This window comes from Haloplanus litoreus, assembly GCF_045690335.1.
Lineage (GTDB): Archaea > Halobacteriota > Halobacteria > Halobacteriales > Haloferacaceae > Haloplanus > Haloplanus litoreus.
Genome location: NZ_CP147875.1, coordinates 42,729 through 61,167, shown reverse-complemented (window position 1 = coordinate 61,167; position 18,439 = coordinate 42,729). Strand labels below are relative to the sequence as shown.

At 58.9% G+C, this 18,439-nt stretch carries 22 protein-coding genes; 8 read left to right on the top strand and 14 right to left on the bottom strand.

The window, feature by feature from the left end; all coding sequences use genetic code 11:
- Positions 1-361: 361 nt before the first annotated feature.
- The 5 genes from V8686_RS16955 to V8686_RS16935 all read right to left on the bottom strand — a co-directional run bounded on the left by V8686_RS16955 (position 362) and on the right by V8686_RS16935 (position 4,322).
- Positions 362-934 (bottom strand): hypothetical protein, encoded by a 573-nt coding sequence (locus V8686_RS16955; RefSeq protein WP_340696321.1) that lies wholly within the window; start codon positions 932-934, stop codon positions 362-364.
- Complete coding sequence (locus V8686_RS16950; RefSeq protein ID WP_340696320.1) at positions 931-1,692, bottom strand: ABC transporter ATP-binding protein; 762 nt, start codon at positions 1,690-1,692, stop codon at positions 931-933. The genes V8686_RS16955 and V8686_RS16950 overlap by 4 nt, the downstream gene beginning before the upstream one ends.
- On the bottom strand, positions 1,689-2,579 hold the full coding sequence (locus V8686_RS16945; RefSeq protein ID WP_340696319.1) for an ABC transporter permease subunit: 891 nt from the start codon (positions 2,577-2,579) through the stop codon (positions 1,689-1,691). Before V8686_RS16945 ends, V8686_RS16950 begins: the two co-directional genes overlap by 4 nt.
- 221 nt (positions 2,580-2,800) lie before the next feature.
- Positions 2,801-3,742, bottom strand: a complete 942-nt coding sequence (locus V8686_RS16940) for a hypothetical protein (RefSeq protein ID WP_340696318.1) — start codon at positions 3,740-3,742, stop codon at positions 2,801-2,803.
- A 181-nt stretch (positions 3,743-3,923) separates the two neighbouring features.
- Entirely contained in the window at positions 3,924-4,322 is a 399-nt protein-coding gene (locus tag V8686_RS16935) for a hypothetical protein (protein WP_340696317.1), read from the bottom strand.
- A 154-nt stretch (positions 4,323-4,476) separates the two neighbouring features.
- Between V8686_RS16935 and V8686_RS16930 the strand changes: the two genes are divergently transcribed.
- Positions 4,477-5,394 carry a DUF3267 domain-containing protein gene (locus tag V8686_RS16930; protein ID WP_340696316.1) on the top strand — a complete coding sequence of 306 codons (918 nt, stop codon included), beginning with the start codon at positions 4,477-4,479 and terminating at the stop codon, positions 5,392-5,394.
- Between the two features lie 128 nt (positions 5,395-5,522).
- On the opposite strand, the gene V8686_RS16925 is transcribed toward V8686_RS16930, so the two are convergent.
- Together V8686_RS16925 and V8686_RS16920 are read right to left on the bottom strand one after the other, a co-directional pair.
- Complete coding sequence (locus V8686_RS16925) at positions 5,523-6,308, bottom strand: CPBP family intramembrane glutamic endopeptidase (RefSeq protein ID WP_379706875.1); 786 nt, start codon at positions 6,306-6,308, stop codon at positions 5,523-5,525.
- A gap of 285 nt (positions 6,309-6,593) precedes the next feature.
- The gene (locus tag V8686_RS16920; RefSeq protein ID WP_340696314.1) at positions 6,594-7,706 is read right to left on the bottom strand and encodes a peptidase; all 1,113 of its coding nucleotides are present in this window, start codon (positions 7,704-7,706) and stop codon (positions 6,594-6,596) included.
- Between the two features lie 277 nt (positions 7,707-7,983).
- On the opposite strand from V8686_RS16920, the gene V8686_RS16915 reads away from it, so the two are divergent.
- From V8686_RS16915 to V8686_RS16895, 5 genes are all read left to right on the top strand, one after another.
- Complete coding sequence (locus V8686_RS16915; RefSeq protein WP_340696313.1) at positions 7,984-8,811, top strand: DUF6159 family protein; 828 nt, start codon at positions 7,984-7,986, stop codon at positions 8,809-8,811.
- 137 nt (positions 8,812-8,948) lie between these two features.
- Positions 8,949-9,521, top strand: coding sequence for a hypothetical protein (locus tag V8686_RS16910; RefSeq protein WP_379828802.1), 573 nt, complete (start codon positions 8,949-8,951; stop codon positions 9,519-9,521).
- Between the two features lie 107 nt (positions 9,522-9,628).
- Positions 9,629-10,438, top strand: a complete 810-nt coding sequence (locus V8686_RS16905; RefSeq protein ID WP_340696293.1) for a DUF7847 domain-containing protein — start codon at positions 9,629-9,631, stop codon at positions 10,436-10,438.
- 90 nt (positions 10,439-10,528) lie between these two features.
- On the top strand, positions 10,529-10,981 hold the full coding sequence (locus V8686_RS16900) for an ArsR/SmtB family transcription factor (protein WP_340696292.1): 453 nt from the start codon (positions 10,529-10,531) through the stop codon (positions 10,979-10,981).
- 62 nt (positions 10,982-11,043) lie between these two features.
- Entirely contained in the window at positions 11,044-11,883 is an 840-nt protein-coding gene (locus V8686_RS16895; protein WP_379706871.1) for a hypothetical protein, read from the top strand.
- 21 nt (positions 11,884-11,904) lie between these two features.
- On the opposite strand, the gene V8686_RS16890 is transcribed toward V8686_RS16895, so the two are convergent.
- Complete coding sequence (locus V8686_RS16890; protein ID WP_340696290.1) at positions 11,905-12,504, bottom strand: LURP-one-related/scramblase family protein; 600 nt, start codon at positions 12,502-12,504, stop codon at positions 11,905-11,907.
- 150 nt (positions 12,505-12,654) lie between these two features.
- Between V8686_RS16890 and V8686_RS16885 the strand changes: the two genes are divergently transcribed.
- Entirely contained in the window at positions 12,655-13,497 is an 843-nt protein-coding gene (locus V8686_RS16885; protein WP_379706867.1) for an SDR family NAD(P)-dependent oxidoreductase, read from the top strand.
- 142 nt (positions 13,498-13,639) lie between these two features.
- On the opposite strand, the gene V8686_RS16880 is transcribed toward V8686_RS16885, so the two are convergent.
- Both V8686_RS16880 and V8686_RS16875 read right to left on the bottom strand, forming a co-directional pair.
- Positions 13,640-14,860, bottom strand: a complete 1,221-nt coding sequence (locus tag V8686_RS16880; RefSeq protein ID WP_340696311.1) for a DUF6498-containing protein — start codon at positions 14,858-14,860, stop codon at positions 13,640-13,642.
- 222 nt (positions 14,861-15,082) lie between these two features.
- The gene (locus V8686_RS16875) at positions 15,083-15,376 is read right to left on the bottom strand and encodes a PadR family transcriptional regulator (protein WP_340696287.1); all 294 of its coding nucleotides are present in this window, start codon (positions 15,374-15,376) and stop codon (positions 15,083-15,085) included.
- A gap of 205 nt (positions 15,377-15,581) precedes the next feature.
- Here V8686_RS16875 and V8686_RS16870 point away from each other — a divergent pair, with 205 nt between their 5' ends.
- A complete protein-coding gene (locus V8686_RS16870; protein WP_340696310.1) occupies positions 15,582-16,142 on the top strand; it encodes a TATA-box-binding protein in 561 nt (186 codons plus the stop codon).
- Between the two features lie 44 nt (positions 16,143-16,186).
- Here the strand turns inward: V8686_RS16870 and V8686_RS16865 are convergent, their stop codons facing one another.
- The 4 genes from V8686_RS16865 to V8686_RS16850 form a co-directional block, all read right to left on the bottom strand.
- Positions 16,187-16,762: a hypothetical protein gene (locus tag V8686_RS16865; protein WP_340696285.1), complete on the bottom strand. Its 576-nt coding sequence runs from the start codon at positions 16,760-16,762 to the stop codon at positions 16,187-16,189.
- A gap of 34 nt (positions 16,763-16,796) precedes the next feature.
- Positions 16,797-17,054, bottom strand: a complete 258-nt coding sequence (locus V8686_RS16860; protein WP_340696284.1) for a hypothetical protein — start codon at positions 17,052-17,054, stop codon at positions 16,797-16,799.
- A gap of 114 nt (positions 17,055-17,168) precedes the next feature.
- Positions 17,169-17,546: a hypothetical protein gene (locus V8686_RS16855; protein WP_340696283.1), complete on the bottom strand. Its 378-nt coding sequence runs from the start codon at positions 17,544-17,546 to the stop codon at positions 17,169-17,171.
- A gap of 127 nt (positions 17,547-17,673) precedes the next feature.
- The gene (locus tag V8686_RS16850; protein ID WP_340696282.1) at positions 17,674-18,045 is read right to left on the bottom strand and encodes a hypothetical protein; all 372 of its coding nucleotides are present in this window, start codon (positions 18,043-18,045) and stop codon (positions 17,674-17,676) included.
- Positions 18,046-18,439 lie beyond the last annotated feature (394 nt).

The window sequence follows — 18,439 nt, the reverse complement described above, 5'->3', positions numbered from 1 at the left end:
GCCGGCTGTCCGTCGTCGATCAGTCGGAAGAGACTCGGCGATGCCAGACAGACCGGTCCCAACCGCCATAACAACGAGCCAACTACTCGAGGAAGAGTCGCCCAAAACGCCAGCGTACACGTAGAGGCCCAAGAAGAGGAGTGACCCGGATAACATGACTACTGCATGGGGGCGGCCAGAGGGCTTACGAAACAGAACTCGGGTGAGTGTGGAGGGCATCGAGCGTACCTCCCTCGCCACGTGTAAGTAGGTGATTGTCTCCTCAAGCATTTTCAGATCTACTGACCATCGTCGGCCTACCTCGGACACTACAGATACTGAACGGTCGCGCCGTACGCACCGTCGGTCGAAACCTCCGACCTCACAACAGCCGTTTGGTCACGATTGTCACCGCTATCTCGGGTGAAAAGGACCGCCATTCGTCGGTGTCGTTCCTCGTGTACTCGAATATCGGCGATTCGAACTCGCCACGAACGTATGCGGTGTCCGCCTCACGAATGCCGTCACCGTGCAGTTCGTACGTTTCGCTAACCCTCTCTCCAGATTCGAGCGCCTGGACGAGCGACGTCGAATCGGTACCGTAGTTCCGCCGACTCTCGATGTCGACGTGCTCACTGGCTTCGTACTGCTCCGTCCAGAGCAGCGCTCCCGCTGGACCCTCGGTGTCGAGCGAGGGAACGAGTTTCAGGAGGCCGAACGGCCACACGCCCGTGTTCCGCACACGGAGCGGTCGATCCCCCCGGTTTGTTAGCTCGAATTCGAGCAGCGCTGGGTGTTCGATCACGGCATCGGGTTCCGTGATCGTCACGTCGAACTCGAACGGTGCCGATGACGTCACCTCGACGTCCGTAATCGTGTACTCCGACGCACCAAGACAGCCTGCGAGGCTCGCCATCGAGGCGCCGGCAGCGGCGAGCAAGGCACGTCGCCTCATCGATCTCCCTCCGCGGTTCGTTCGTCGGCAGGGGTTGCCTCGTCGGTTATCGAGACGAATATTTCCTCGACCGAGGCGTCTCCCTCAACGTCAGCCCGGGTCCGGAGTTCGTCGACGGTACCTTGCGCGACGAGCCGCCCACGGTGGAGGATTCCGACCCGGTCACAGACAAGTTCTACCTGCCCGAGGACGTGGCTGGAGAAGAAGACGGCGGCCCCGCGGTCGTTCTCCTCGTGAACGATCTCGCGGACGGTTCTTACCCCGTGTGGGTCGAGTCCCGTGAACGGTTCGTCGAGGACGAGCAGGTCCGGTTCGTCGGCGAGCGCCATCGCGAGCGCCAACCGTTGCTCCATCCCCTGTGAAAACGTCGCGACGTCCTGGTCGATCGCGTCACTGAGTCCGACACGAGCCAACAGTTTCTCGGGAGAGTCATTCGCCCGCTTCGTGTCGATGACGAGCGCAAGATGTTGTCGTGCGGTGTGACCGTCGTAGAGACTGTACCGGTCGGGGAGAATTCCCAGTCGGTCGTGTACCTCGACGACGTCGGCTTGCGGGTCACCGTCGAGGACACGAACGCGGCCCGCCGTGGGACGGACGTAATCCATGAGCATCCCGATCGTCGTCGACTTTCCGGCGCCGTTGGGGCCGAGAAAGCCGTAGATCTCGTCGTGGCTGACAGTGAGGTCGAGATCATCCACCGCGACTGTCGATCCGTATCGCTTCGTGAGTCCGTCGGTTTCGATGACGGCCTCGGTCATACGAGATCCCCCCGCGAGAAGGCGAACCGAGCGAGTCCGAGCGGGACGACTAGCCACGCGAGGAGAACGAGAACGCCGACGGACTCGTGGAGGTAGCCCGGAACCGTTCCCGGCTGGAACGTCGCTTCGACGACCAACGCGTTCGTCGACACCTGTGGCTGGAGTTCCGTGAGGACGGTACTGTACGTGCTTGCGGAGTTGCCCACGCCGAGCACCCAGTTCGAGACGACGTGGTATGCCCCGCCGGGAGAGAGCCGGTGTAGGAAGAAGAGCGGTCCCGACGGCGGAGGATCGAACGGATTGACGGGCGTCCCCGTCAGTTGCGAGAAGATCGCCGTCGCGATCTGTGACCAGAACACGATAAACGGCAGGAACACCGCACCGAACACAGCACCAGCGGCTGTGACCGTTCGCTTGGCGACCGCAGAGATTGCCACGGCGATCGAGACGAGCACGCAGACGTAGACGAGCGTCACGAGGACGACCCCGAGAAACGGGAGCGGATCGAACACGCCGTGATCGACCAGTCCGATGCCGGCCAGGACGAGAAACGAGAGGGAAACGGGCCCAGCAATACCGGCGGTCCGGCCGACGACCTTCCCGAGGAGGACCTCCGTTCGCGTGAGCGGGAGTCCGAGGACGAACTTGACACTTCCTGAGGTCCGTTCGCCAACGATCGACTGATAGCTCAACAGCAACACACCGAGCGGAAGCAGTGCCGTTCCGGCAAGTTGCACGTATCCGGCCGTGATGTTCGCTCCAAGGCCATCCCAGCCGACGTAACTCGGACGGTAGGCCCACGGAACGAGGAGGATGGCGAGGAGCCAGACACCCTTCGATGTCGCGACTGTTCGGGCTTCCTTGCGGGCAAGCGGGGACCAACGCATCGGGTTGTCCAACTCAGTTCAACTGATTATATCTTGTCGAATCGATCACGGGCGTTACGGAAGGTAGGTTGCCAGAAAATCGACGATACGGTCGAGACGGCGGTTTATTTGCTCATCCTCCTCGTCGTCGGAGTCTCGATCTGAAGTGGTCTTTTTCATAGATCCTACTGGGAGACGTGGTGGTCTGTATCTTGTGTCTGTGACGGTAGCAAAACGGGCTTTCACGGGGGGTCGTTCACGTAGAGACCGTATCGATAGAGGCTCCCATCGTACCACAGTAACTTCCCGTTCACACCGGTATTGACTGTACGGAGATGTAGCGCCTCGAGGAGTGTCACAAAGGAATCGGTGAGCGGTGCTGTCTCTTCAGTCGATCGACGGTCGATCGTCTGTTCGAGGAGGTCCACTACGTCCGCAGGGAGATCATCCGAGGCGAGTTCCGCGTCGATCCGGGAGCCAAAGACGACATCTCTGAACGCTTGGCGGGAACTGGCGACCTGTACCGAGAATACGGTGTAGGCAGTCTCGACTATACGCTCGGTTGTGATCGCAATCCGGTACGCCCAGGTACCGTTCTCGGTCATCGTTACGACCCGACCGTCGAGGGTTCCCGTTCCGAGCTGACTGTCTCGTTCCGCCGGCCGACGGAGCACGTAGCTGTCACCGTAGAGTAGCTCTGCGGCACTGCCTCTCCCGTCCGACTGCGTATACGAATGGAGAATCTTGAGTACCCGTGCACTCGGCCGTTCAAGCGTGTCGATCAGGATCGTATCGTCGGAAACGTCCTCCTCCGGCACGCGCTCAACGCGAACGAGTGAACGAGCGAGTCGGTCTCGTCCGGTGACGACGTGTTTCGTCTGGAAGTAGGCGTCCTGGTGTCGGACGTATGCATCGTCCGGGAGGGGTTTGTACCCGTGCGTCGTGTGACGGCCATCCGGTAGGATCGCTTCGAGAGCAGTCCGTGCAGGGTCGCCGAACAGGGCGTCCTCGTCCGGATCGTACAACGCATATGCAGTCGGCGACACATCGATCGAGTCGATATCGAGCGTGTATTCGGTGGTCGTATCGTCGTCACCGAACACGTCCGTCGTGGCACACCCCGCAAGTGCCATCAGGGAGACGACACCAGTTGATTGGAGGAGGGACCGACGCGTGAGGACCATACTGGGATAGCCGGGCCCATCCACCTCACTCTTGTGGAGGAGCGTCCCGTCATTAACGCGGCTACTCCGGCTCACTTAGTCAGTCGTTGAAACAGGAAGCCCCTCCCGAAAGGAACGACCCGCAAACGTGGTGAGCTTGTGTGGGGTAGTTCACACAAACGATCGGTTGTTCAAAGATGTCTCACTCCCGAGCTTCGCCGGTATTGAGCCGGTAGTAGGTCGTCGTTCCCTCCCCCGTCTCGACCTCCTTTTCGGCAACCATTCCCTCCGTAACGAGTTCATCGAGCGCTTCGTCGACGTCATCGACCAGCATTCCGCTCGCAACGACGTCGCCGGCGAGATCGACTAATTCGTCCTGGATTTCGGTGAGAACCTCCCGGATCGATTCCGGGCGTGCGTCGTTGCCGAAGTCGACGCCACGGATGATCTCGCTTCGCGTATACGCATTATCGACGTTTTCGGAGAGGAACGCGACGATCAGCTCCTTCTCGTCTTCGTAGTCCCCAACCGGGGTCGTCGCTGCTGTGTCTGCACTATCTGCCGTGGAACCATTATCCCACTCATCATCAGATATCGGCATACGTGTCCATACTACTGTTTCCGTATCAACGTTCCTTTGTGATGATCGACTTACGCAGTCCCCATAATACGAATCAATCCGGAGGCCAACGTTGATTCACGACGTACGCCCCTCCCGTCCAAGTGGTTAAGAGTTGTCTACTAGATGTATAATTGTGACCTCAGCCGGAACCGACGATCGAGAGACAGTCCTCGCGGATCTCGAACTAACGCGCGGTCTCACCATCCAGATGACCGCGCTCAGCACGCTCGGATTTCTCGTCGCCATCGGACTACTGGGCGGCCTGTTCCAGATAGTCGCAGGCCATCCGGCGTCGTACCAGTTTGCACCGGCCGGCGTCGACTGGTGGACCAACGCGCTGGATGTCCTCGTTCTCCTGTTTCTTGCGACTGTGATCCTCGTCCCCCACGAACTGCTGCACGGCCTCGCTATTCGATACTACGGTGGCAAAGCGAAGTACGGCGTCGGCATTGCACACTTCATCTTGCCGTATGCGTACGCCACCACCGACCACGAATTCTCCCGAAACCAGTTCATCGTCGTCCTCCTGACCCCGTTGGTCGTGATGACCGTCGTCGGCGTCCCATTGATGCTGACCTTCGAGTGGGGTTGGCTTATCGTTCCCCTGGCCGCGAACGCCGCGGGGGCGATTGCTGACCTCTGGATGACGCTGACGTTGCTTGCCTTCCCTGCGGACGTCCGTCTGGAAGACCACGCTGATGGCGTCCGGATTCTCGGCCACGCAAGCGATCGCCGGGGGGCGGTGTCAGTGACGGCTGTCGTCTGGGACGCACTCGCCGGCGCGGCCGTCGCTGTCGTCGGCGTGTTTCTCGTGTTGGCAGTGGTCGGCCCGCTCGTCCTCGACCCGCTCGGCATCGACTCTCTGATGATCGGGACGCCCGACACGTTCACCTTCCTGTTCGCCTTCTCGTCGTCAGCAACCGAGATCTCGATGAGCGTCGGTCCCGCCGTGTTCGGTATCGGTGCATTCGTCGGACTGGTATACGCATTTATTCAGAGTTATCGACGCGCTCGATCGCGAGAGGGCGAGACAGAGATACCGGCTGAATGAGCACTTGAGTCACGCTGTTAGCTCACAATTTCAGCAATCGGATGCGACCGATCCCGCTGGCATCTCTCGAGGTGTCTCTGTGATCAGATAACCTGTTACACCTCGAATTTCGGGAGCGCTGTCATATACTACACCGTAAGGACGTGAAGTACGATTTCGTGGAGTGCAATGGTCCAAACCATCGCGTGTGTGACTGCGGGCACCAAGAGATTCTCCGTGCGTTCGTACGCGTATCCCCAAGCTAATCCAGGCACCACCGTATCAATTCCCCAGTAGAGGCTGCCACCGAAGCTTACACCCTGAGTCATCAGTCCGACGAGGAAATGCATCACACCGAACAACAGCCCACCGAGGATCACAACACCGAACGTATCGAAGGTAGCGCGAAGCCGACCTTGAACGATTCCGCGATAGACGAGTTCCTCAGCCGGTGCAGCAAACAGATACATCCCGATGAATGCGACCGGCCAGAGCAAGGGCCGCGTCTCTAACGCAAGTTCTTCCATCCCGGTCCCTGGCTGTGGATGTGGGAGTCCGACCGCAGCCAACACCGGGGGGAGGACGAATCCTTGGGCCGCGAAGAGGAGGGGCAGTCCCACGATCCAGCCGGCATCTTCGAGCGTCGGCCGTCGGATCTTAACGTACCGGTCCCACTCGCGCTGCCAGAACAGGTACGCAACGGCGAAGCCAGCGAATCCGACCTGGATATAGTTCCCCTGGAGAACGCGAACGATGGGTGACTCCCCGAGGCCAAACACCGACACGAGACCCCCCATCGAAATGACGCCGATTAACCCGGCGAGTAACGCACCGACGGTGATCCCGAGCCCAGCGAAAACCGCACGAACTCGTCGTCCGCGTCTCGTTTCCAACGCATCTGAGATCTCGGACGAAAGGTTCACGATGAACCACACGCCGGCGCGGCGTCCGACCGGGTCCGAGGACTAGTTCTTCGAGTTGGAGGCAGTGAATCTCGCTGATCGGTCCCCGACAGCGGTGGGTGAGGGGCTGGCATAGCTGCTCCGTAGTGGTCAGGAACGAGGGCTACATACGCGTGCTCTCTCGTATAATCGACCGCGAGACGGGTGTTCGACGGACTCTTGGTGGGAGGGCATATCCAGTACTCGATCGTTCACATCAAAAGTGTATCTCAGGCTAAAAAGCTGGTTTTAGACAGTACTGGCGCGATTCGAGATAATTCACGAATCGCTTGACGATCGAAGCCGATCGATTCGATCTCCGAGCGCGACCCTGATCGAGAGGGGATTCGGAATCCGTCGTCGTGTCGGTTCGAGGGCGTGTACCTCGGCGTACTCGGTGAGCGCATCGGCGACGGTCGCCCGCCCGACCTGTTCGGCAGCGTACTCGTCAGCCGCGCGAATCCGCCGTTGGGAGAGTGAAAAACCCACGAGAACCGATGCCAGTGCGACCCCGAGTAACGGCCACTGTGGACCAGTCCCGATGACGGACGCGATGAGTGCGATACCACCCACGAGCACCGACACGACCCTGACCTCGAAGACGTGGATCCGGAGCTTTCCGGCCTCGACCGCCAGCAACGCGGTGGCGGTATCGTCGTCGAAGGCGTCGAGAAACGTGCTCGTAACGAAGAGACGCCGGTAGGTCGGCGGACCACGGACAAGCGAATCCGCCGTTTCCTCGTTCTCGGTATCGAGGATCCGCACGTCTCGAACGCTGAGACCTGCGCGATCACAAAGTCTCTCCACTCGATCAGCAGTGTCTCCAGTCGGCCTCGATGTCGAACGAAGGACTGAGATGAGCCAGGGTGCCGCGTACAGCATCCCGACCACGAGTGCTGCGAGTCCGACAGCGAGGGCGAGCGGTGACGACTCGATCGAGACCACCTGCAGTGGTACCAACACCACGGTGAGAAGAGCACTTACCCCGATGACATACCGTGCCATCTTGCGGATCGACGTACTGGTGGCGAGATCGACGTCACGCACGTCGCGGATTCCCCGTACCGTCGGAAGATACGAGATAATCCAGACACAGCCGGCTGCGAGGAATGTGACGAAATCAGCGAGAACCCGAGTCACAAGCTCCGGAACGGCGGGCAGGGTTGTGAGGAGGGCCGTACCGAATCCGGTCAGGGCGAACACAGCATACGCGAGCAGTGTGTACGGGAAGAGAACAGCTGCATACAGCAACCGATACTTTCCAACGGGGTTTCTGAGCCGCCGAACAACAACGCTACCGATCGCGCCGAGGAAACCCCCGATGAGCGCAAACCCCGCGAGAGCAGCAATCGCAGCACTAAGGGAGATCGGCGTAGTTTGGAGGGCAAGCATATCTGCGTCTTCCCGCAACACGCACTAAAATCATAGCGTAGTAGGACGAAACCCCACTCGACGAGGAACGAGTCGGTCGTTCAGATGCAGTTTTAATCCTCCCAGGTTTTTACGTACATCAGCCGAATTAACACAGTATGCCCTCCATCACACGACTGAACAACCGGACTCCGCTCACGGGACATGTTGCCCTCGGAGCGATTGACGGTGTCGCAGCACGTTCGACACGCCAAGACGCCCGATCTGTTCGTGACCAGTCAAACGGAGACCGTTCAGGATGACCTCCAAATACCGACGTGGATTCGACATCACCTATGACAGTCTACGCATCTTCACCCAGCGACCGACGCTCCTGATCCTTCCGGCGTTAAGCCTCCTCACAGTCGGGAGTGCCTTCGCCGTCCTCGGAGCGATTATCTTCCAGCAGGGACTCGTTGAATCGCTGCTCACCAACGATCTCTACAAGTACAGCGTGTTGTTCTGTGCGATTGCGATCTCGTCGAGCGTGGCGACGTTTTTCAACGCCGCGGTGGTGCACTGCGCGGCGCAACTGTTCGAGGGGAACTCTACATCCGTTCGGGATGGACTCGCTGCGGCGTGGCACGCTCGTCGACAGATCGCCATATGGGCAGCCGTCGCCGCGACGCTCGGCACGGTCTTGTACATCCTCGACGAGAAGTTCGGCGTGGTTGGGAGCCTGACGCGGGCGATCTTCGATCTCGCGTGGGCGCTCCTGACGTTCTTCATCGTGCCGGTCATCGTCCTCGACGAGCGACGGAGTCTGCGTCGCCAGCTCCGTCGGAGTGGGTCACTCTTCCGGGACACGTGGGGCGAAAGCGTCTCCGCCACGCTCGGCGTGAGTTTCGTCTTCCTGATCGTTGCGCTGCCAGGTATCGCGTTGGGGGCGGCTGGATACTTCGTTCTCGATGGCGTGGTCGCTGTGGGGGCGCTCGTCGGTGGTGGTGGAATCGTCGTCGCGGCAATCGTGGGTTCGCAGACGGCCTCTGCGATCGTTCGGACGGCGCTGTACCGCTACGCGACGACGGGTAAACAAGTCGGCCCGTTCGATACTCGGGATCCGGATACGGTCTTCCCCGAGAGCTGACGATGCCAATTTACGACCGGCATCCCCCTTCGAAGTACGAAGTAGTCGATCGGTGGGACGGCGGGATCAGCTGGTTCGCACACCCGAACGAAACCGGTCACCGGACGAGTCACGCCGTCGTCGGCACAGACGAGGGCGTGTGGGTCATCGACCCGCTCGATGCACCTGGGATCGACGAGGAACTCTCGGCACTTGGTGACGTGCGCGGCGTTCTCGTCTGTTCGAACTACCACGTCCGTGATGCGGAGCGTTTCGCGACACGTTATGGTGTCCCGGTGTACTGCCCCTCGTGGCTTTCCCGCGCAGTATCCAAACTCGATGCTCCAATCGACCTAGAGACGGATACGGTCGGTACCTCCGGATTCGAGTTGCGTCGTTGCCGTCCGTTTCCGGGGTGGTCCGAAGCGGTTGCATATCGTGAATCCGATGAGACACTCTACGTTCCCGACGTACTCGGAACTGCACCGTTGTTCACAGTCGGTGAGGAGCAACTCGGTATGTACCTCTTGTGTCGATTCGTTCCTCCCCGAGCCGTGTTCGATGACCTCACTCCGCGCCGGATTCTCGTCGGACACGGGACTGGCATCTTCGAAAACGCTTCGATCGCTCTGAGGACGGCGCTCGATGGGGCACGCCGACGGGTGCCTGCAGCACTCCGTGCGAACGGATGGGGACAACTCCGAGCGCTCACAGCGGCACTGGTGGACTGATAAATCGCCCACTTCTGGAAATGGCGGATACAGGCCCTATTATTGCTTAAATCTGGTTTTGATACTCCATTCGGTCTAATAGGTTACAACAGTAAGTCGTAGACACGATGGTACTGGTCTCCGCATTCAAAGACGGATACGCTGCCCTCCGAGCGAATCCGATCCTGTTCGTCGCCGGCCTCCTCGTCGGGGGCGGAAGCCAACTCCAGAACGTCGAGCACCTGATCGATTCGCCGTTGGTTTCCGCAGGTGCATCGCTCGCGTGGTTGATCGTCTTCCCATTCGTTCTCGGTGGCTTCATCGAAACCGCCCGAGCTGCGATCGAAGGAACAGACACATCGGTCACACAATTCCTTACTGCAGCACGGACACATTACCTCCGACTGCTACTCGGAACTGTGGTGTTCGTGTTTCTCGTTCTGGGAACTGCCATTGGACTCGGACTCGTCGGATTCGTCCTCGGAATCGGATCGATGGCACTCGCTGCGATTCACGAGATGGCCGCCTTCGCCGCAGGCGTCGGTTCGCTGCTCGTCTGGCTGTTGTCCATCCTCGTCGTCATTATGTTCGTGCAATTTTACGACGTCGCAATCGTCATCGAAGACCAGAGCGTTACTGATTCGTTCCGGAGAAGTGTTGCACTCGTCCGCTCGAACCTCAAAAGCGTCGCCGGGTTCTCACTGGTGTGGGTCATCCTGTTGAACGCCTTTTTCATCCCCGAGTACCTGCTCCAGTTGACGTTGACGGACGCCGGGCCTGCTGACGTTTTACCGATCGATCCCGGCATTCCGGTCGCCGTCCTACTCCCGATCGGAATCGTCCTGTCGGCGGTTGGCTTCGCGTACTTCTATACGGTGTACACGGCGTACTACCTGCGACTGATCGATGCCTCACCCGTCTCCACGGAGTCGGTATGACCACGCACCAACAACTACGTACGATGGTATCGAACGGCCCCTGATCAGGATAGCTCTCGACTACTCGCGCCACAGTATTCAACAGCAACCATGTCACGACTCCTTCCGACACAAACGAACGCCGCCGTCGAACGAAGTGATAACCCCGCCGTCCTGAGTCTCGACGACGACGCGACACGAGACGTGATCGAAGCGTTGTCCTCCGAAACCGCCTACGAGATCTTCCGGCTGCTCAACGAGATGCCGGCGACGCCGGCACGGATCGCCGAGCAGCTCGACCAGAGCGTTCAAAACGTTCACTATCACCTAACGAACCTCGAATCGGCGGGCGTGATCGAAGTCACCGACACCTGCTATTCGGAGAAAGGACGTGAGATGAGTGTCTACGTCGTCTCAGAAGACCCGACGCTGCTCTTCCTCGGCACCGAGGACGACCGACCGAGTCTCAAACGTGCGTTCAAATCCTTCGCCTCGTTACTCGGTCCCCCAGCAATCCTGCTTGCAGCCGGCGAATCCATCTCTCAATTCGTCACTGCCGAATGAGCGAACACACCGACTCACCGATCCGAAGTACTTCTACCGGCGACGACGCAATCACCTGTGACGTGGCACCGACGATCAAAGCTCGAGAAGATGTCGACGGCTGTGGCTGCCTCGAATGCCGCAACATCGAGACGACTACCACCAATCGGACCGTCCTCGATGCGCTCGTATGGTCGGTTCGCTTGTTTCGCTCCTACCCGTCGATCCTCGCCTTCGCCGGCGTGATTATTCTCGCCAACCGCCTTCTCGAGACGGACAGCATCGCCCTGCTTCCGATGCCCGCAATCGGCGTGGCCGAGGCCGTGACGGCGTTCGCGTTCATCATCTCGATCCGCGCCTACGTCGGAACGATCGTTGCCGGGGAACTGACCGGTGAGCCCGTCACGATACGCGAGGGAATGCGTCGAAGCATCGCCCGGACACCGGCATTAGTCGGCGTTATCCTCCTCATCGTGTTTTCGGTGATGACGATTCCGTTCTTCGTGTCGCTTCCACTCTTCCTCCTGGTCGGCGTGCTCCCGGTCACGCCGGTGGAGATGGTCAGTTTCCCCGTCGCTGCAGCGGTCGGCGGAATCGTGTTCGCCGTGCCGTTTCTTTTTCTCCTGTTCAAATTCTGGTTCGCGCCCGAGGCGTGCGTCATCGGCCAGTACGGCCCTCTCAAATCACTACGAGTGAGCTGGCGCATCACGACGAACTACCGAGGAAAGTTCGTTCTTATCGTCATAATCGCTATCGGAAGTGCAGTCAGCCTCTATCTACCAACATATCTGCCCGAGATGGGTGCGAGCTTGGCTTCGTTGAATCCTGTAGTGCATCTGATTTCATCGAGTGTCGGTGAACTACTTTCCATCGTGTGGGCAAGCGCGTATGCGCACATCTACGTCCAGGGGATCATTTCGTGAACCGAGACGCGTATGGAGAATTCAATTCCCTTGAATCGCATCGATAACGATCGCCGCGATCACAACCGGCTCTGTCGGGACCGAGCTGGTATCGGTCAGCGTAATTTCGTACTGGTCGAAGTCAAACAGAGCGAATTCGCCCTCGATTGAGCCGACTGGATTGCCTTCTGAATCGGTTATATCGTACTTGTGGGCGATTCCTTGGCCGGCCGGCAGGAGTTTCCGTGCGATGGTAATGAGTGCACCACGTGAGTTGATCTCAGCAAGCAGCGACCGATCGTCGACATCGCGAAGTCGCCAGGTGTCTTGCAGCAACGAAAGGTCATTGTCAAGGATGACGAGTTCTTCGTCAGTGTGGCTGTCCGTGAGGAGATAGTCGCCGGCGATATCCCAGGTATCGATAGCTTTCACAAGACCGATCTCAGTACCATCGGCATCAACGAATGGGAACTCATCTTTTCCCTCGTACATCTGGTACGTGGTGCGAAAAATCGTATCACCCGCAGCGTCCCTTGCTTCGTACTCGGGTCGAAAATTCTTATCGCGTCCAGTCTGCTCGACAGTATACTGGCTTCCAGAGAGATCGATCGCGGAGAGTTCATACTGTTGTGTGTCTATCATTGTTCGATGTGTTCAACCGTGACAAAAGTAAGTACCGCCTTTGGTAGCACAGCGACGTGATTCGATCATCCTCCTAACCGAAATCGACTCAGACCTGCCATTTGAGACCTGTAACGACACGTGACAGCCAGCAAATACACTCCGCGCGTTGTGGTGCTGAGTGGCGGGACGAGCGGTATCGGCCGCATCGCCGCAACAGAAGTTGCTGCACAGGGAGCGACCGTAGCGGTTATCGGACGAGACCAGACGCGTGGTGAGACACTCGTCGCTGAGGCGACCGCGCTTGACGGCGATATTCAATTTCACCAAGCGGACCTCGCAACACAGGCAACCGTTCGGTCTCTTGCTGGGGAACTCCTCGATACATATGACCGGATTGACACCCTCGTCCACAACGCCGGGCTCTCATCTCGCCTTCGAACAGAAACCGAAGACGGCGTCGAACTCACGTTCGCCGTTAATCACCTCGCTCCGTACCTTCTGACACACGAACTACTCGATCGACTCCGAAGCTCCGCACCAGCCAGAGTCGTTGTCACCGCCTCGGACATTCACCATCGGGCTACATTCGAGTTCAATGATCTCCAATTCACCAGCGGCTACGATTCGCTCCAAGCGTATGCTCGGTCGAAACTCGCCAATATCGCGTTCACACTCGAACTTGCCGACCGACTCGAGGACACCGAGATCACAGCGAACTGCTTTCACCCCGGCTTCGTTCCCTCAACGAACCTCTTCCGCGACGCCCCTCTCTGGACACGAGTGATGGTCCGCGCTGCAGCCATCATCCCCGGTATCGGCACAACACAACAGGAAGGCGCACAGCGACTCTGCAAACTCGTTACGGCCCCGAAATTCAAGGAGCGAACCGGCACGTACGTCACCGGCGAAGGGATCACGTCCCCGACGACAGAAGCATCCAATCCAGAGAATCGAAAGCGACTCTGGGAAATTAGTGCCGACCTCGTCGACATCGATCCTGACTGGCCGTAGTCTGAAGCTCAACTCACCCGAATAGTTGTTCGGTCGGGGAGTATCTATCCCTGGTTTCTCCTCATTGCCAGAATTATCGCACTACGTTCCCTCCGTCTGTTGGGCGCCGTTAGGGCGACGGTCGAACACGTCGAGGATCGGGTCAGGATCCTAGATGAGGAAGTCGCAACTCTCGATCAGCACACTCAATAACGACTGTCGACGTATCGAGCCACCCGTGAAGCCGGCCACGTTCGACACGCAGGCTGCTTTCGTCCCACGGCTCAATTCGCCACACTCGGGTTCGGAGCAATCGATCGTATGCGACAATCGCGTTATCGGACACTCGGTACTCGATGCCCCCGTACCGCAACCCGTGGTCGATCGTGAGAAGCCCCATCGGAACGACGAGACTGGCCCCGACAAGGACGAGAACGATGTCCCAAGCACGTCCGAGCATGAAGAGGAGCGAAACCAGAAGGATGAATCCGCTGACGACTAGCACGCCCGGATGGCGTCGGACGTTTGAGGTGGAGATTCCGCCGAACAGTCGTCCTTGGGTGGTCGGTCGAATTCGATCGTTCACGTTATCCACTGGTTCGATCGGTTCGTGGGCCGGTGGGTCGTACGCCCATCCGAGTTCGAAATAGGACGCCTCGTCAAAGGCAGCTAGTCGGTCTCGGTACAGGCTCCCAAGATCGAAGCCGAACTTCACCAGTACGATCCCGACCAGGATCGGCAGACCGACGACAGTCGGATCAATAGCTGTGATCGGATCGTCAGAGGATACTGAGCCTGCAGCAAGACCCACGAATGTCGCCGTGAGTAGTCCGCCGACACCGATCACCGCTCCACGCATGAAAACGCCCTGAATTGCCGTCTGGGCGCTGTGCTCGAGGTGTCCTTGTCGATGAAAATAATCCACGAGTGTCGAGACACCCTCGCTGAGAAAGATACCAAAAGCAGAGAGCACCACCATCACTAAGGCGTCTGAGTCGGGAATTTCAGAACCGATTACGCCAACAGTTGTAACACCGGCAAAGAACCACACGAGTGCGAGGATGGGGACGGCAACGGCAAGAACGGGTAGCGTCGAGAGTCGAATCCCGAGTTCGGTGAAGGGAATCGGGATCGCGGTTCGCTTGCTCGCCAGCGCGCCCGCAATCAGCGGGTAGGAATCGAATTCCGAGGGGCGGCCGGCAAATAGCGCTTTAACCAGGGCCCAAAACGAGAGAACTCCGAGTTCGAACCAGTAGAGGAAAACGAGCGCGGCGAGATTCCACCCGAGGGCGACGACGCCGACGAGTGGAAGCGCGTTCGCAACGATGACGGCAATCGTCTCAGACGGAGGGCTATAGTGCTGCACTTTTAAGAGGGGATCCATCCACCAAATGTGGCGGTTGACTGAGACAAATATCTGCCTTTCTGATTCTGTTGAAGTACTTGGGACGTTCTTGATTCAAGCTGTTATCAAACAGGATAAAACCTCTCTGAAGCCACAGTTACTCTAGTTATAGAGCGATCAAGATGGTGGGATCCGAATAGTCCACAACGCTCGCCAAACAAGTGACTCTTCTCATAGAGCAGATGACTGGTATGAAGGAACCTACACAGACGCAGACTCTGCGATATCGATGTACTGATGTTCCCATTCACGACGGGCTTCGATTTCACGGCGCCCGCGGCGGGTGAGTGTATACACGTTTGTCCGTCGGTCTTTCTCACCTTTCTCGACCAACCCCTTCTCGACGAGCGTATCGAGGTTCGGGTAGAGTCGTCCGTGATGGATCTCTTTCTCGTAGTAGTCTTCGAGTTCCTCCTTGATGGCGAGGCCGTGGGGTTCGTCAAGGCCGGCGATCACATACAGGAGGTCGCGCTGAAATCCCGTCAGGTCGTACATCGTTCCAGCCGCTGATAGCTTGTGCGGCGATATACGTCTGTTGCCCGTGATTAGGGGTAGACTGACACATTTTTCGGAATCGATACCTGTACGTTTATACAGAAGGACCGTCCAGCCGCGCGATCTCTGAGGACAGTCGACAGCAGCACATCCACCGATTCCTAAGCCCTCCGATTTAAGCGGGCTGTGTACGCTACATGAGGCTATGAGCGTCGCGTCGGAATCAATTCAAATCGAGAACGTCGTCGCGTCCAGCGATATCGGTCAGGAATTGGATCTCGAAACGTTGGCCAACGATCTGGTGGCGAGTGATTATAATCCAGACAATTTCCCTGGGTTAGTCTACCGACTACAGGAGCCAAAAGCCGCGGCACTCATTTTCCGGTCCGGCAAAATCGTCTGTACCGGTGCGAACAGCATCGAGAACGTGACGACAGCACTTCAGCAAGTCTTTGACGAACTTTGTGACTTGGGTATCCAAGTGACCGACTCTCCAAAGATAGAAGTGCAAAATATCGTCTCAAGCGCGGATCTCGGCCATACGCTCAATTTGAACGCGATCGCGATCGGGCTGGGCCTCGAGAAGATCGAGTACGAGCCCGAGCAGTTTCCAGGACTTGTCTATCGGCTCGACGAGCCGTCTGTTGTCGCACTGCTCTTCGGCAGTGGGAAACTGGTGATCACCGGGGGGAAACAGCTTGACGATGCGGAACAGGCCCTCTCCGTGATCGAGGATCGGCTGACTGATCTCGGTTTACTAGATTGAGACGCGCCTGCTGACACCGGCAGGGTCAGCAATCAAACACCCGGTTAGGGTGGTGCTGAATTCGAGTCACGATCTTCTTCGGCAAGCAACTTCTCGCGAGCCGAATTGACGTTCGAGCGGACAGCGTCCTCGGTGACGCCTCGAATGTCGGCCCACTGAGCGACAGTGTATCGCTCGGCCTCCTCGACGACAGTCCAGTCGACAGCCTCGTGAAGCGAGCAATCGCCGGCGACCAGCTCGGCGATCCGCTCAAGGAAGTCCTTCTCCTCCCAGGCAAGAGCGACTTCGTCGAATCGATGGTGCTCCCGATTGTAGACGCCGAACATCTGGACAGCGCCGTCGCGCTCCAGGTCGGCACGAACGTGAGCCGGGAGTGACTCCAGCGCGGCCTCCGGGAGGGGATACGCGGGAACGTCGTGGAGTGACGCCACATCGAACGGGGTCAGGCCACGGTGTGAGATATCACCGAATTTCATCAGATAGCCGGTCTCTGAGGCGAGTTGTGTCCGCCCTTCAAGCAGGTGTTCAGCGAGTTCGGGGTAGTCGTCTCGGTCGACTGAGCCGGTCTTGAAGACCGTCACGAAGTCACGGTCACCACTACTGGGTGGATGTTCTGACATCAGTCATCATCCTCCGGTATTTGATAGAAATTCGTTAGTACAGACTATGAGTCTGGCTCTCAGATGTGCCCTCATCGGGGGTGGATTCCCGAAGCGTCGTAGCACGATCAGCGAGCATCCGGAGTACCCAGCGCCGGCACTGATGCCGGTTCTCGTAGCCCACGTACTCTCGGACCGTCTCGACGTCGTGCATACAGGTGACGCCGCCACGGATGAGCCGCCGGTTGTTCGTCTCGAGGAGTGTCGCAGGAGGGAGCGCCTCCAGAATCGGCCGGGAGGGACGTTCGGACATGCGTGGCTACTGGTCCGCTTCTTCGCAGTAGTTACCCCACGGAGAGGATTCGAATGTCGATTGTGGGGTAATTCGGTCGGCTGGAGCCGTCGTGGACTGGTACTCCATCGACTCTTACTCCTCGACAGTATCCGATAATTGACGGTCGGACCGGTCACCGAACAGTGGGACCATCGATGCGTCGCAATCGTCGAGTGTCCGTTGACCGGGGGTCGACGAGGCGAACAGCGGCTCCTGTTCACCGGCGTCCACACTACCGGTGCTCGTTTGCGGCCGGTCGTCGACGAAGCTCTCGCTCGTGGGAACATCGAGTCGGGGCGACCGCTGATGGCCGACCTCGATGCCGTGATCGGTGAGCGTGGTCTCGACCGCACCCGTCTCGACCTCCAGTCCCTCGCTCCCGAAGACTGCCTGGCGGTGGATAGAGAGATCGAGTCGTAGATGGTCGTCTGTCGGTTCGTGATCGGACGGCTGTGAATCGTCGGTGGGCATGGGGTACCGAGGAAACTGGCGTTGCAGAATCGCCAGCTCCCTCGCCTCATTCGAGGCGTTAAATTTCGTCTGTCAGCAGTGATCTTGTGGAGTCGTTCCTCGATGTCGACTCGCCTCAGGCTGGCGGTCACAGGTCGGTCCTCGCGAACGCGCCTCCCCGCGGACCATCCCCCTCGATGTACTGCCCTTCGAGGTGAACCTCCAGCGCGTCCGGCCGTCCACCGACGAAGCGCCCGGTCACGGTGAAGGGTGTAACCCACGGCCCTCGTCCCTCGTCGTTGTCACTGGTTCGGCACGCATCGTTGGGAGCGGCTTCGACGTACACCTCGGCCGTTCGGTCGTCGACGAGGACGTGGGCGAGCGCGAATCCATCACAGTCCCACTCGAGGTGGCCTCGCCCGTGGACGATGAATTGGTCGCCGGCGACGGTAATCGAGAGTTCGTCAGGCTCTGTTCCGAGGAAATCCCGAGTCCGGTCCGTGCCAAGAGTGAGGGTCACGTCAGTCAATCCCAGCCCGTCAGCAGGATCGTCGACCCAGGGATGCTCGTTGGTCAGAGGGCTGTCGACGGGACCATCGATAACCTCGCCGCTGCGTTCTGACGGCTCTCGGCTGGTCTCATCTTGGTCACCGTCACCGGGGGTCGTCGCTGGTTCTGCCGTGTCGGTCGTGCGTCCCGAATTCGGGCCACCGGGACCGCCCTCCCTGTCACTGGTGCTGACAGACGGGGGATCACCGCCCGGATCTGGCTGCCCGAGAATACTTGCACAGCCCGCCAGCGATACCAGTGTGGCTGAGGAGACTGCCGCGAGAACGTCTCGCCGCCGCCACCTGCGTCGCTGGAATCGACTCAGATGCTGGTGCGGGTGATGTGTGCGGTGCCGACGACGCGAG

Coding starts and splice junctions, on each gene's coding strand:
- V8686_RS16955 (WP_340696321.1), bottom strand. CDS start 934: ATGAGGCGACGTGCCTTGCTCGCCGCTGCCGGCGCCTCGATGGCGAGC.
- V8686_RS16950 (WP_340696320.1), bottom strand. CDS start 1,692: ATGACCGAGGCCGTCATCGAAACCGACGGACTCACGAAGCGATACGGA.
- V8686_RS16945 (WP_340696319.1), bottom strand. CDS start 2,579: ATGCGTTGGTCCCCGCTTGCCCGCAAGGAAGCCCGAACAGTCGCGACA.
- V8686_RS16940 (WP_340696318.1), bottom strand. CDS start 3,742: ATGGTCCTCACGCGTCGGTCCCTCCTCCAATCAACTGGTGTCGTCTCC.
- V8686_RS16935 (WP_340696317.1), bottom strand. CDS start 4,322: ATGCCGATATCTGATGATGAGTGGGATAATGGTTCCACGGCAGATAGT.
- V8686_RS16920 (WP_340696314.1), bottom strand. CDS start 7,706: ATGCTTGCCCTCCAAACTACGCCGATCTCCCTTAGTGCTGCGATTGCT.
- V8686_RS16915 (WP_340696313.1), top strand. CDS start 7,984: ATGACCTCCAAATACCGACGTGGATTCGACATCACCTATGACAGTCTA.
- V8686_RS16905 (WP_340696293.1), top strand. CDS start 9,629: ATGGTACTGGTCTCCGCATTCAAAGACGGATACGCTGCCCTCCGAGCG.
- V8686_RS16900 (WP_340696292.1), top strand. CDS start 10,529: ATGTCACGACTCCTTCCGACACAAACGAACGCCGCCGTCGAACGAAGT.
- V8686_RS16890 (WP_340696290.1), bottom strand. CDS start 12,504: ATGATAGACACACAACAGTATGAACTCTCCGCGATCGATCTCTCTGGA.
- V8686_RS16880 (WP_340696311.1), bottom strand. CDS start 14,860: ATGGATCCCCTCTTAAAAGTGCAGCACTATAGCCCTCCGTCTGAGACG.
- V8686_RS16875 (WP_340696287.1), bottom strand. CDS start 15,376: ATGTACGACCTGACGGGATTTCAGCGCGACCTCCTGTATGTGATCGCC.
- V8686_RS16870 (WP_340696310.1), top strand. CDS start 15,582: ATGAGCGTCGCGTCGGAATCAATTCAAATCGAGAACGTCGTCGCGTCC.
- V8686_RS16865 (WP_340696285.1), bottom strand. CDS start 16,762: ATGTCAGAACATCCACCCAGTAGTGGTGACCGTGACTTCGTGACGGTC.
- V8686_RS16860 (WP_340696284.1), bottom strand. CDS start 17,054: ATGTCCGAACGTCCCTCCCGGCCGATTCTGGAGGCGCTCCCTCCTGCG.
- V8686_RS16855 (WP_340696283.1), bottom strand. CDS start 17,546: ATGCCCACCGACGATTCACAGCCGTCCGATCACGAACCGACAGACGAC.